The sequence below is a fragment of the Novosphingobium sp. NFX11 genome, assembly GCF_057376415.1.
This window is the reverse complement of record NZ_CP080386.1, coordinates 352,173-365,546: the sequence shown is the minus strand read 5'-3', so window position 1 is coordinate 365,546 and position 13,374 is coordinate 352,173. Positions and strand designations below refer to the sequence as shown.

General features: G+C 61.7%; 6 protein-coding genes, 6 pseudogenes and 1 other annotated feature. Of the genes and pseudogenes, 4 read left to right on the top strand and 8 right to left on the bottom strand.

The window, feature by feature from the left end; translation table 11 throughout:
* Positions 1–109: 109 nt before the first annotated feature.
* Positions 110–1,732, top strand: a complete 1,623-nt coding sequence (locus tag KZO24_RS28375) for an integrase catalytic domain-containing protein (RefSeq protein ID WP_486488371.1) — start codon at positions 110–112, stop codon at positions 1,730–1,732.
* Between the two features lie 673 nt (positions 1,733–2,405).
* On the opposite strand, the pseudogene KZO24_RS28370 reads toward KZO24_RS28375, so the two are convergent.
* The 6 genes and pseudogenes from KZO24_RS28370 to KZO24_RS28345 all read right to left on the bottom strand — a co-directional run.
* Positions 2,406–3,572, bottom strand: a pseudogene (locus KZO24_RS28370) (IS91 family transposase); the annotation flags it as partial.
* Positions 3,573–3,575: 3 nt separating this feature from the next.
* Positions 3,576–3,839: pseudogene (locus KZO24_RS28365) on the bottom strand (tyrosine-type recombinase/integrase); the annotation flags it as partial.
* 42 nt (positions 3,840–3,881) lie between these two features.
* Positions 3,882–5,109 (bottom strand): IS3 family transposase gene (locus KZO24_RS28360; protein ID WP_486488370.1). Its coding sequence is split into 2 segments (ribosomal slippage): positions 3,882–4,821 and positions 4,820–5,109, totalling 1,230 coding nucleotides; the frame shifts between segments, so codons are not numbered across the junction.
* Positions 4,713–4,828 (bottom strand) — a sequence feature (AL1L pseudoknot). It overlaps the preceding gene by 116 nt.
* A 54-nt stretch (positions 5,110–5,163) precedes the next feature.
* Positions 5,164–5,804 (bottom strand): annotated as a pseudogene (locus KZO24_RS28355) (tyrosine-type recombinase/integrase); the annotation flags it as partial.
* A 401-nt stretch (positions 5,805–6,205) separates the two neighbouring features.
* Positions 6,206–7,237, bottom strand: a complete 1,032-nt coding sequence (locus KZO24_RS28350) for an IS110 family RNA-guided transposase (protein ID WP_486488369.1) — start codon at positions 7,235–7,237, stop codon at positions 6,206–6,208.
* 414 nt (positions 7,238–7,651) lie between these two features.
* Positions 7,652–7,846: pseudogene (locus KZO24_RS28345) on the bottom strand (integrase core domain-containing protein); the annotation flags it as partial.
* A gap of 93 nt (positions 7,847–7,939) precedes the next feature.
* Here KZO24_RS28345 and KZO24_RS28340 point away from each other — a divergent pair.
* Positions 7,940–8,879, top strand: a protein-coding gene (locus KZO24_RS28340; RefSeq protein ID WP_486488368.1) for an IS630 family transposase whose coding sequence is annotated in 2 segments (ribosomal slippage) — positions 7,940–8,280 and positions 8,279–8,879 — 942 coding nt in all. Because the reading frame shifts where the segments join, the coding sequence is not laid out codon by codon here.
* 79 nt (positions 8,880–8,958) lie between these two features.
* Positions 8,959–10,173: an IS701 family transposase gene (locus tag KZO24_RS28335; RefSeq protein WP_486488367.1), complete on the top strand. Its 1,215-nt coding sequence runs from the start codon at positions 8,959–8,961 to the stop codon at positions 10,171–10,173.
* Between the two features lie 174 nt (positions 10,174–10,347).
* Here the strand turns inward: KZO24_RS28335 and KZO24_RS28330 are convergent.
* Both KZO24_RS28330 and KZO24_RS28325 read right to left on the bottom strand, forming a co-directional pair.
* Positions 10,348–11,312 (bottom strand): annotated as a pseudogene (locus tag KZO24_RS28330) (IS3 family transposase); the annotation flags it as partial.
* A gap of 32 nt (positions 11,313–11,344) precedes the next feature.
* Entirely contained in the window at positions 11,345–11,683 is a 339-nt protein-coding gene (locus KZO24_RS28325; protein WP_486488366.1) for a nuclear transport factor 2 family protein, read from the bottom strand.
* Between the two features lie 331 nt (positions 11,684–12,014).
* On the opposite strand from KZO24_RS28325, the pseudogene KZO24_RS28320 reads away from it, so the two are divergent.
* Positions 12,015–13,171: pseudogene (locus tag KZO24_RS28320) on the top strand (IS110 family RNA-guided transposase).
* Positions 13,172–13,374 lie beyond the last annotated feature (203 nt).

The window sequence follows — 13,374 nt, the reverse complement described above, 5'->3', positions numbered from 1 at the left end:
TTGTGGCGCGACAATCCGGGTGAGAGGCGCATTGCCTCACCCTTTTTGCTCCTGAGTGACAGGCCGTTGCCTCATCTAGAATGCTCCCGGCAACGGTCGGGAGGGAACGATGAGGAAGATGAGCATGGCAACGCGGAAAGAATTGATCGAGGCGGTCGGCGCGCGATACCGGGCATGCGATCGGTCGAGTAAGGGCGAGGTGCTCGATGAGTTCGTTGCGGTCACGGGGTTCCATCGCAAACATGCGATGAGGGTTCTCCGGCAGGAAGCATTGGACCGAACTCCTGGGCGTGTCGGGCGCAGGATCTACGATGAGGCTGTGCGCACTGCGCTAGTGGTGTTGTGGGAGGCGAGCGACCGTTTATGCGGCAAGCGGCTAAGGCCGCTGATTCCGATCCTTGTCGAAGCGATGGAGGGTCATGGCCACCTCGATCTGGCACCGCAGGTCAAGGCCAGTCTGTTCCAGATGAGCCCGGCGACTATAGACCGTTCACTGCGCGCCATACGGGAGGCAGGCCAGACGAAGAAGCGGCGGCGTGGCGTATCTGGAACCGAGCTCCGGCGCAGCGTACCGATCCGCACATTTGACGACTGGGGTGATCCGGCGCCGGGGCACATGGAGGTCGATCTGGTCTCGCACAGCGGACCGGCAGCGAAAGGTAGCTGGGCCTGGACGTTCACTTTGACCGACATCGCGACGGGCTGGACTGAATGCGCACCGTTACTGGTGCGCGAACAGACGCTGCTGGTGGCTGTGCTTACCGAACTGCGCAGGCTGATGCCCTTCCCCTTGTTGGGATTCGACTCTGACAACGACAGCGTATTTATCAACGAAACGGTGCGCGATTATTGCGTGGCTCATGGGATCGCGTTCACCCGCTGCCGTCCTTATCGCAAGAATGATCAGGCCTGGGTTGAGCAGAAGAACGGTTCCGTCGTTCGGCGCCTGACGGGCTATCGCCGGTTCGAAGGGCTGGAGGCCACGAGAGCTTTAGCCGAATTGTATACGGCGGCCCGCCTGTTTGTGAACTTCTTCCAGCCATCGTTCAAGCTTGCCGAGAAGCAACGTGAGGGCGCCAAGGTCTACAAACGATACCATGCTCCCGCGACGCCGTTCCAGCGGTTGCTGGCCGACCCACGGACCTCTGAGGAGACGCGCCGGAGCCTCCGTGAGGCGTTCGCCGATCTCGATCCGGTCCAGCTGCTGCGGGACATCCGGACGGCGCAAGAAAAGTTGGTGCGACTGGCCGACGGGGCAGCCGTAATGAACCGATCGGAACCCTCGCCGCCAACCCTGGATGCGTTCATGACGAGCCTGCGAACCTTGTGGCACGAAGGCGAGGCGAGGCCCACTGCAACCGCAAAGGCCCCGCAGAAGCGTTGGCGCCGCCGTCCTGATCCGCTTGTCACGGTGACCGAACAGTTGAAGGCGTGGTTCGAGGAGGAGCCATGGCGCACCGGTCGGGAGTTGCTCGAGAAGCTACAGGTTGAGCAGCCTGGCGATTATCCGGATGGTCTGCTGCGGACTGTGCAGCGCCGGTTGAAGGTGTGGCGATCAGAAAAGGCGCGTGCCTTGGTATTGAACCCGGCAGCTGGGCCCGCTGGCAGGCCCTCGGGGGCAGAGACCGTCTCTTCGTTGCCGCGCGACTGGGTACCGCTCCGCGTCGCCTCCGGCTCCACTGCGCGGCACCCAGTCGCGCAAGGAATAGTCAGTGAGGGCGATGTCCTGTAGGGAGCATTTACGTGAGGCAATGGCTATGCCGCTCGGGAACATCGCTTCATGAGGCAACACGCGTTCTCATCCTGATCGTCGCGCGGCACGTCCGTCAACCAATACAAGTCGCTCATGCTCAGTCTCCTCCCGAAGCCTGAATCACATCGCGACTATCCAATCAATGGGTCCTGAGCCTAGCGGTTCGCCTGCGGCTGTGACGGGCTCCCGGTCCACGATCGAGCTGGCTGCAATAATTCAGAACAGTGGACGGTCCGGATGGCGCACTCCAATCCCGCAGCTAACGAACTCTCGCGTGGCCGGTAATGGTGGGAGCCGACCTTCAACTGGTGTCAACGGAGCGGCCTATTTTGTGAAGGGTTTCGGGCGCTTGCGTACGAAAGCCTCCAATGCAGGAACCCGCGGGCCCCATGCGCTGGTCTATGGGTAAAGCGGCTTAGGGGTGGTTTGGACGGGTAAGCGATGCCGATCCGGAAGGGTCGGTTCTGGCCGGATCAACGTGACTTTGTGTGGCGTCAGAGTGCGGACGGTGGTGGTTTTGCTGGTCGGTGTGCCTTGCGCTGGGCTTGATTCCGGAATGGGCATGCACTGGGTCATCGGCCATGGCGCCATGGGCGTGACCGTCGTGCAGCCTGAGCCATGCCGGATCATGGCGCATTCCCCGGATTGGCGATGCCGATGATGGCGGCGCGCGGGGCTGGCACCAGCGGGCGAAGGCCTCGATGATGGTCATGTGCCCGCCGCAGCATGGGCATGGCGGGCGATGGTCGGGAGGTTCGTCGGGTTCGGGCTCCTCGACCGGTACAGCAATGCCCAGCAGTCTGCGGGCCAGCGCCATGGTGTCCTTGTGGGTCGAACTGGCGAGCAGGCCGTAATGCCGGATGCGGTGGAAGCCGCGCGGCAGAACGTGGATCAGGAAGCGGCGGATGAACTCGTCGGTCGCCAGCGTCATGACCTGTTGGCGTTCAGCAGCAGGGCGGCGATAGTCCTTGTAGCGGAACGTCACGCCGGTCTCGTCGAAGCCGAGGAGCCGCCGGTTCGAGATGGCAACGCGGTGCGTGTAGCGTGAGAGATAGGCCAGCACCGCCTGCGGCCCGGCGAATGGCGGCTTGGCATAGACCACCCAGCGCTTCTTCCGGATCGGCGAGAGATGCCGCAGGAAGGCCTTGCGTATCTCGAGGCCAGCCAAGGTGCTGAAGAAGACCAGCTTGCCGGCATCGAACAATGCCAACAGGCGAGTGAGGAACAGCCGTCGGAACAAGGCGCCCAGCACACGCACCGGCAACAGGAATGCGGGGCGCGACGAGATCCAGCGCGTGCCGTCGAGCGCGATGCCACCGCCAGGCACGATCATGTGCACGTGCGGATGGTGGGTCAGTGCCGATCCCCAAGTGTGCAGCACGGCGGTGATGCCGATCCGCGCGTCGAGGTGCTTGGGATCGGCGGCGATGGTCAGCATGGTATCCGCGGCTGTGCGGAACAGCAGATCATAGACCACCGCCTTGTTCTGCCATGCGATATCCGCGATCTCGGCGGGCACGGTGAACACGACGTGGAAGTAGCCAACCGGCAACAGGTCGGCCTCGCGCGCGGCCAGCCAGGTGCGCGCGGCGCCGCCTTGGCACTTGGGACAGTGCCGGTTGCGGCAGGAGTTGTAGGCGATCCGCCAGTGCCCGCAATCATCGCAGGCTTCAACGTGACCGCCCAGTGCGGCGGTGCGGCAGTTCTCGATCGCCGTCATGACCTTGAGCTGGCCGAGGCTGAGATGCCCGGCATGGGCTGCACGATAGGCGGGCCCGCTGCTCCGGAAGATATCGGCGACCTCGAGTGAGGCGCGCACGGTTCAACCGGGAGGTGCCCTGCCTTCCATCACGGCAACGATCTGGTCGAGCGGGCTGGCCACCGCCCGCATCGTCTTGCTCGAGACCTGGGTATAGATGCCGGTCGTGTTGATGTTCACGTGTCCCAGCAGCACCTGGATGACCCGGATATCGACGCCTTGCTCGAGCAGGTGAGTGGCAAACGAGTGGCGCAGTGTATGCGGGCTTACCCGCTTGTGGATCTCGGCGCGCTCGGCCGCTTCCTGCACGACGCGGTGCAACTGGCGATCTGAACCGCCCCGAGATTGCCGGAGGCCAGTTTTCTTAAATTAGGCAGCTAGCGGGACGTCGTCCAGCATAGCGTAGTAACGTTGCTCGGCTTCGACCGGCGGAATGTTTCCGATCGGCTCCAGCAGGCGCCTGTTGTTGAACCAGTCGACCCATTCCAGCGTGGCGTATTCGACGGCTTCGAACGAGCGCCAAGGTCCTCGACGGTGGATCACTTCGGCCTTGTAAAGGCCGTTGATCGTCTCGGCCAAAGCGTTGTCGTAGCTGTCGCCGACGCTGCCGACAGATGGCTCGATGCCGGCTTCAGCGAGACGTTCAGTGTACTTGATGGACACGTATTGTGATCCGCGGTCGCTGTGATGGACCAAGCCGCCCCGGTGAACGGGCCGTCGGTCGTGGATAGCCTGCTCCAGCGCATCCAGCACGAAGCTGGCGTGTGCTGTCCTGCTGACCCGCCAACCCACAATGTAACGGGCGTAGACGTCGATCACGAAGGCGACGTAGACGAACCCCGCCCAGGTAGCGACATACGTGAAGTCGGAAACCCAGAGCATGTTCGGCGCCGGAGCATGGAACTGGCGATTGACCTGATCGAGCGGGCATGGCGCGGTCTTGTCCGCGATCGTGGTACGCACCGGCTTGCCCCGGATCACCCCTTGAAGACCAAGATCTCGCATCAACCGCTGCACGGTGCAGCGTGCAACATCGAAGCCCTCGCGCTTCATCTGCCGCCATACTTTGCGCACACCGTAGACGCCGAAGTTCTCGGCAAAGACCCGCAGAACTTCGGGCTTCAGCTCTTTATCCCGCCGGACGCGAGCGGATTGCAAAGCCGGGTCTCGCCGCTTGGCAAGGCGCTCGTGATAGGTGGATGGGGCGATCGGCAGAACCCGGCAGATCGGCTCGACCCCATAGGCATCGCGATGCTCGTCGATAAAGGCGATCATCGTTTGAACGGGCGGTCGAGCTCCGCCTGGGCAAATATGCCGACGCCTTGCGCAGGATCTCATTGGCTTGCCGCAGTTCGCGGACTTCACGCTCCAATGCCTTGAGCTTCTCGGCGGTCTCCGTCGGCACGCCACCGCGCTTGCCGCTGTCCACCTCGGATTTCTTAACCCATTCCAGCAGCGTGTGTCCGGAACACCCGATCTTCCCGGCCACCGATGTGATCGCCGCCCAGCGAGAGGGATAATCGCCCTCATGATCCAAAACCATGCGGATCGCTCGCTGCCGAACCTCAGGGGCAAACTTGTTCGTCGTCTTGCTCATCGTGGACCCTATTCTCTCAGGAGTTAGGGCCTCCGGCAATCTCGGGGCGGTTCAAGCCGAGACCGGATCCGTGCCGCTGCGGCCGGGGAACAGCCAGCCATGAGGTAGCATCACTCCGCGCCGCTTGCCTTCGCGCCACCATTGACGGAGCAAGTCCAGCAGGTGCGGTGAGAGCATGGCGTTGCGGTCCTTGCGTCCCTTGCCCTGCTCGACGCGGATGATCATCCGGGTGCTGTCGATGTCATCGACCTTGAGGTGGGCAACCTCCGAAACCCGCAGGCCCGCGCCATAGGCCACGCTGAGGGCCGCCTTGTACTTGATGCCTGGCGCAGCCTCGAGCAGCCGCGCTGTCTCCTCGACGCTCAAAACCACCCGCAGTTTGGGTGTGAAGCGCACGACGACCAGCGCTAGGGCCATCTCCGGCCGCCTGAGGGTTATCCCGAAGAGGAACCGCAGTGCCGATACCGCGCCATTGATCGTGGCTGGACCAACGGCGCGCTCGTGCTGGTCAACCTGAAAACGCCGGAGGTCTTCCACCGTGGCCGTGTCCGGGGGCGGCCGAGAAACGCGGCGAAGTTCCGGACATGTCGGATATAATCGTTCTGCGTGTGCGCCCCGAAGCCACGCATCGTCATGTCCTGCAGCATCCGCTCACGCAGCGAATGGGTCGGGGCAGCGGTCGTGATAGCATCCATGGTAAGTTCCTCTCCGTTGAAGGAACTCCACCGTCGGCGGGCGACGCCGACCCGCCGAAAGCCTTACAAATACTACGCTACGTCACCCCAAGCGACCCTCCCGCGGAGCGGGTCGTCTAATCGCCGCTCTGTCAAGCCAGCCAAATCATTCGTTCATAACTTTTGCCATGCGTATGCCGGGTACAGGGTCGTCTACGCGGTCGATGCAAGTTGATCGCCGCAGGATGGGTTCCGTAGGCAAGATCTTCCTATGTTCGTGACGCAATCTGCTCCCAAAGGCCAGTTGCTTCCCGCTTCGCGGAATGATCTCAGCCGCGTCCCCGGCAGGGACGGCTCGGCGCGTCCTCAAAGGACGCTATCGGTGAACTTTAGATGCGCTGGTGACGGTGTGCCGTCGTTTATCAAGTCGGCACGGCGGCTCCAGCATTTGGATCAAACAGCTCGCCTGTCTTCAGCATCGCGTGCATGATTACCGCCAGTTTGCGCGCGAGGGCGACTGCGGCTCGTTTGAAACCAAGCCGCTCCTTCAGCGCCAGGGCCCAAGTGCGCAATGTGTTCGTCTCTGTCGACCTGTTCAAAATGACCGATGCCGCCTCGTACAACAGGGTGCGCAACTTCGCGTCGCCGCGACGCGAGATGTGGCCTTCATAGTCAACCTCTCCCGATTGATATCGCTTCGGGGTCAACCCGACCCAGGCGCCCACAGCACGCGAGTTCTTGAAGTTGATCGAATCCTCCACTGCTGCTGCAAAAGCCGTAGCGGTAACGGTGCCTACACCAGGCACAGAGGTGAGCAGGCGGCAGCGTTGATCCGTGCCAGCCATTGCGACCAGCTGCTTGGTTAACTCCGCCACGCGAAGTCGGATATCGCCCCAGGCTTTAAGCAGCGGGAAAATAATGCGCGCCAAATCGGTTTCACCATCCAGAAGCGTGAGAACATTGCGTTCGAAGACGCTCCCGGCACCTTTGGGTACAACGAGCCCAAACGTCTTCATCAGCCCGCGTATCTGGTTCGACATTTGCACCCGCGTCTTCATTAGCTGGCGTCGGGCAGCGATCAGTGTCCTCATCAGCATGCTGTCGAAGCCTTTAACGCGTACCTCCCGGTAAAAACCCACCTCGGCCAGATGGGCCAGGCCGTCGGCGTCGTTCGCATCTGTCTTGTTGGCAGCCATATCGAGAGCGGCCTTGGCATGACGGGCGTCTATGCAGATCGCGGGCAAACCCTCCGCAGTAAGCGCGTGGTAAAACCAAACCGACAACGGACCGGTTTCAAATACCACGCGCTTTGCATTCGGCGCGCGTTTGCGGATCACAGCCGCAAGCAGTGTGGGATCGGACGCACACTTGCCGCGCCAAACGCGCTTGCCGTCCTGACGAACTGATATCGAAGTGTCTTTTAGAGAAACGTCGAGTCCTATATGCTGATCCACGGTTGTCCTCCGTCTGATGCTGGGCCCGATCCAAAATCGTGAGCCCGTTCTTCATCTTATCGGGGGGCAACCAACCTTCCAGTAATCCCGTGCATCTGGCCAACGGCCGGCGCTCCCGCGATTACGTCATGTTCGTGCTCTGGTCGACAGGCGACAGGATGGTCACGTCGCCTAATTCCGCCTGTCCGGTTTCGGCGAGTTGAGCGATCTCCGCCCGGGCGGAATGGCGATAGCGGGGTGGAAAGCTTTCGCTAAAACCCGGTTGTGCTGGTAGCTTGCTGCACAATCAACTGCCATCGCCCGTCTCGCTTAACGAGCACGTCGGTGAAGCGCAGGAACATCTCGCCATAGCGGCCAAACGCCGTTCCACCGAGGTGGTCGACACCAGTTGACCTGCCCCCGGCGGTCCCTCGCTCATAACGAGAGTCTTGCGGTTGAATATTCCGGCACGCTCGCCTGCACAAGCGCGTCGGGCGTGATGCTATCGTCCTGCACGAACGTCCGACGCGCTTGTGCAGGCGTTCGATTTCCCAACGATGAGTGGGGCCGAACATGGTTATAGTCGTAGCGCCAGATGGCCAGCTTCCGACGGGCGTCAGTCAGGCTGTTAGAGCGGTTTTCGACCGTTCTGAATCGGTCTGGGATTCCCTTCGGGCGCGATTTCTGATTCAGAATCCGTGCTGGTGAAGGAGGCCGGCATGGATGGCTCTTTCGATGGATTTGCGCACTCGGCTGTTGGCAGCGGTGGACAGTGGATCGAGTTGCCGTGCTGCGGCGGCCCGGTTCGGTGTTGCACCATCAACGGCGGTCCGTTGGCGGGCACAGCAGCGCGAGACGGGTGACATAGCCCCAAAGCCGCGCGGCGGGGATATGCGCTCGCGGCAGGTGGAAGAGCGGGCAGCGGACATTCTGGCCATTTGGGAGGAGCGCAGGGACATCACCCTCGAAGAACTACGTCTGGCGCTTGCGGACAAGGGAATGGCCGTTTCCGTGGCCGGGCTACATCGCTTTTTTGTTCGCCGTGGCCTGACGCGCAAAAAAGACAGGCCATGCGATAGAGCAAGATCGACCAGACGTCCTGAAACAGCGTCAGGACTGGTTCGAGGGTCAACTCGATCTCGAACCGGAGCGCCTGGTCTTCATCGACGAAACCTGGACCGCGACCAATATGACCCGCAGCCACGGACGTTGCCCGAAAGGCGAGCGACTGCGGATGGGCTTCCCGCACGGCCACCGCAAAACCACCACTCTCGTCGCTGGCCTGCGCATGACTGGCATGGTCGCGCCCATGGTGCTCGATGGACCGATTAACGGTGACTGGTTCGAAGCCTACGTCGCTCAGGTCCTCGTCCCGGAACTGCGGCCCGGCGACGTCGTCATCATGGACAACCTGTCGAGCCACAAGCGCGCATCGGTGCAGGTGCTCATCGAGGCTGCAGGCGCAACCCTGCGCTTTCTCCCGCCCTACAGCCCAGACTTCAACCCGATCGAGAAAGCGTTCTCCCGCCTGAAGGCCATGCTCCGTAAAGCGGGCGAGCGAACGGTCAGCGGCCTGTGGAGCTTGATCGGCAAACTCGTCGATATCTTCCAGCCTCAGGAATGCGCCAACTACTTCAGATCGTGCGGCTATGAACCAGAATGATCGAAAACTGCTCTAATACTACAGTTGCATTTGAAGTCACTTTCTGATTCTCTGCGGGTGATCGGCGGAGGATTGGATCATGGCGGTTGCGGAGTGGGCGGGGACGCTGGTTGATTGGCGGGCAGCGCTTGAAGAGTTGAAGGCGCATCTTGCCCCGGCGCTGGGCCGGGCGGAGACGCGGGCCTCGGCCGGAGCCTTCATCGATGGGCTGCTTTCGGGCGTGGAGCGCAAAACGGGATGGATGCTGGCGGAGGAGGCGGGATTGGATCGACCCTATCGAATCCAGTCGCTGCTCGGCCGGAGCGCCTGGTCGGCCGATGTGCTGCGTGAGCGCGTGCAGGATTACGTCATGGCCACTCTTTGCGACAACGATAGCGTGCTTGTCGTGGACGAGACGGGGTTTGTGAAGAAGGGCGCGCATTCGGTCGGGGTGGCGCGGCAATATTCGGGAACGGCCGGGCGGATCGAGAACAGCCAGATCGGCGTGTTTCTGGGCTATGCCAGTCGCTACGGTCACGCCCTGATCGATCGGCGGCTCTATCTCCCCCAGGCTTGGGCCGGGGACAGCGAACGTCGCCGAAAGGCGAGCGTGCCGGAGGATGTTGCCTTCTCCACCAAGCCGGCCATGGCGCGCGAGATGATCGCCGCAGCCCTGGATACCGGCATCTCCTGCGCCTGGGTGCTGGCCGATGCGCTCTATGGCTCGGATTACAAGTTGCGCCGCATGCTGGAGGATCGCGGCCAGCCCTATGTCCTGGCGGTGCGTTCCAACCAGCATTTGCGGTTCCTCACGCAAGAGGGCCTCGTCCAGACCGATCCCGCTTATCTGGCAGGGGAACTCGAAGCGGGTGACTGGCATGCTCTGTCGGCGGGTGAAGGCGCCAAGGGGCCACGGCTGTATCACTGGGCACGCCTGCCATTGAACTGGACAACGCAACACGGTTTCGAACGCTGGCTACTGTTCCGCCGCAACCTCAGGAACCCCGACGAGATTGCCTACTATTTCGCTCATGCGCGCGAAGGGGCTTCGCTCGCGGAACTGGCCGGAGCAGCGGGCCTGCGCTGGACCATCGAGGAATGCTTCCTGCGCGCCAAGGATGATCTCGGTCTCGACCATTGTGAGGCCCGCTCCTGGCATGGCTGGCATCGCCACATGACGCTGGTCATGGCCGCTGCCGCCTTCCTCACCAAGCTCGCTGCCGATCAGCGCCGCACCGCCTGGATCCGTGCCGAACCCGAACTCGGCGACCCAAGTAAACGGGACAAAACGAGTCCGAAGCGGCGGGCGGCATGACGCGCTTACCTCAGGGCATCCTCACAACACCGGAAATCCGGCGTCTCATCGCGAAGCTCCTCTTCACAGCCAAGACCCATCCCGCCGCAATTTGGGCATGGTCCCGATGGCGGCGAATACACCAGTCTGTTGCAGCTTACTGCCACCGAAGAAAACGTCTACAAATGCAACTGTAGTACTAAACAGTTCCTCGTTGAGCAGCTCATCGCGCAATGAGCCGTTGAAGCTCTCGATGAAGCCATTCTGCTGGGGTTTTCCGGGGTCGATGTAATGCCACTCGACCTTGTTCTTGCTAGCCCACTGCAGGATCGCCCGGCTCGTAAATTCAGTGCCATTATCACTGACAATGCAAGCAGGTTTCCCATGCAGGCGAACCAGCGCGTCCAGTTCGCGCGCCACCCGAACCCCCGAGATGCTGGTGTCCGCGGCCAAGCACAGGTTCTCCCGGCAGCAATCATCGTTGATCGCCAGAATCCTGAACTTGCGCGACGCGCCAAACGTATCGGAGACAAAGTCCATCGACCAGCGGTCACCAGGGCGAAGTGCTCCCGGCACCGGTGTCCGACTGCCCCGGGCGCGCTTACGGCCGCGACGTCGGCGCACCGACAAGCCTTCTTCCCGATATAGCCGGTAGAGCTTCTTGTGGTTCATGCTCATGCCCTTGCGCTCCAGCATGACCCCGATCCGGCGATAGCCGAACCGACGGCGCTGGCCTGCGATCTCCCGCATGGCTTCGCGAATGGCTTCGTGGTCCGGCGGGCGTTCGCGCCGGACCGTCTTGGGATCGACGCCAATCAGCACGCAGGCCCGGCGCTGTGAGACCTGGTAGTCCCGCATTACACCGAGCGCCACGTCGCGCCGCTGGCCCGGCGTCGTCAGCCTTTTCCCAGCAGGTCTTTCAGGATCGCGTTGTCCAGCATGCTGTCGGCCAGGAGCCGCTTCAGCTTGCCGTTCTCGTCCTCCAATTGCCGCAACCGATGGGTATCGGAAACCTCCATGCCGCCATACTTCGCCTTCAGCTTGTAAAAGGTCGCCGTGCTCAGGCCGTGCTTCCGGCAAACCTCGACCGTTGGAAGCCCTGCCTCCTGTTCCTTGATCATCCCGATGATCTGCGCCTCGGTGAAACGGCTCTTCCTCATGCGTCTGCTCCTTCTCGTGAGCAGACTCTACATCAGAATGAGGGACCTTTCGGGGGCAGGTCACTGACCATCGCGACATCGCCGTAAGTCTGGATGTCGAGCGGGCCATGTGTGATAAACTTAGGCTTGATCTGGCCAGTCTTGAACATTGCTATGTCGGCCTCGCGCGTGAGAGCCTTGCCGTCCATTCCCTGAATCCGCGCCTCTTTCCCATAGAAGCGTTCAAGGAAAGCTACGTCGCCGTCGATGCGGGCTTGTCGCCAAGATTCCTCTGCCTCGACAACCTCCGTCCGGACTACGTCGCTCACCTGTGCCTTGGCCGGCGTGACCAGCGTTGCGACCGTAGCGCAAAGTACTGCAAGACCGCGCATATGGTTCTCCTCTGTAGAAAGCCTATCAGGTTGTTCGAGCATGCGCTATTGGGGCGCTTGCTGTCCGGCTGCTTCCGCCCGATCCAAACGTTCGCACCGCACTTAGTGAGCGGCAGTACTTGGTCGCGATCTGCCGCGCGCCACTGTCGAAAATTACACGGCGGGCGACATGGCGGCTTTCGCCTGTTTCCCGGCAGGAAGGATGCCATGGCAACGGTAGGAATGTCTGGTATCTGCCCGGCAGGCGCTAAAAGATCCCATGGCGAGGGTGGATAGCGGCTGACACTCTGTCAGAGTGCGGTTGCTGACCCCTAACTCCGTGGAGGCAACCATGCTTGCAGCAGATCGACCCCATGCGCCCGCCGCTATCCGTATAGATCTTGGCGCGATCTTCGTTTCGATGGAACTGTCTAAATCAACGTGGCTGATCACGTCTTTGTCGCCAGGCGCCGGCGAGCGGATGTCGAAGCATGTTGTACGCGCTGGCGATGTTGCCGGGTTGATGGAGCGCTTCGCGCAGCTTCGTGCGAAGGCGCAGGCGCGAACCGGACAGGAGTTCGGCTTCATTGTCATCCAGGAGGCCGGTCTCGATGGTTTCTGGATCCACCGGATCCTGGAGAGAGAAGGTATCGACAGCCATGTCGTTGACCCGGCGTCGATCGCGACATCCCGCCGACGCCGACGTGCGAAGACGGACAAGATCGATGGCGAAGCGTTGGTCCGTGCTTTGCTCGCCTACAAGCGAGGCGAACCACGCGTCTGCGCGATGGTCAGGCCACCCAGCGTCGAGGAGGAAGATCGGCGTCGCATCTGCCGCGAGCGCCAGGTCCTGATCACTGAGCGCACTCAGCACACCAACCGGATCAAAGGTTTGCTCTTCACACAGGGCGTCACCGGATATGAACCGTTACGTCGAGACCGGCGCAAGCGGCTCGAAGACCTCATAACGGGCGATGGACGCGTTCTTGCGGCTCATGTCAGGTCGCAGATTGATCGGGAACTCGATCGTCTCGAACTGATCATCGAACAGATCAAAGCCGTCGAGGACGAACGCGCTTTGCTCATCGCTGCACAGGCGGACAATACGCCCGCCGTGATGCTCCTCAACCTTAAAGGTATCGGACCCGAGTTCGCGACAATCCTTTATTCTGAGGGGCTGTTTCGCCACTTTGATAACCGGCGCCAGCTCGCAGCCTACGCTGGACTGGCACCCACGCCCTGGCAAAGCGGATCAATCAGATACGAGCAGGGCGTCTCCAAGGCTGGCAACGCCAGACTTCGAACGACCATGGTGGAGCTGTCATGGCTCTGGGTCCGCTATCAGCCGGACTCCGCCCTCGCGCGTTGGTTCCAGGCTCGCGTGCAGCACAACGGTGGTCGGCACAAAAGCCGGCAATCGTCGCGCTTGCTCGCAAGCTTCTGGTCGCCCTGTGGAAGTATGCGACTGCTGGTGTGGTTATCGAAGGAGCCATTATGAAGACCGCGTGACGCAACACCTTCCAACCATTCCCGGAGCCCGATCAGCTCCGTGGATCCAGGAGGCGAACCGAAATGGCTGTTGGCTTCAAATGCCGCCTAAAAGACTGGTCTCGCTTTCCTGAGCCCGTGCCCGCCGCAAGCGGGATAATGGTGCAGCCGTTCCGGACGGCGACCGCATGTGAGCTGGATATGGGTCGACCCGTCGATCCGCG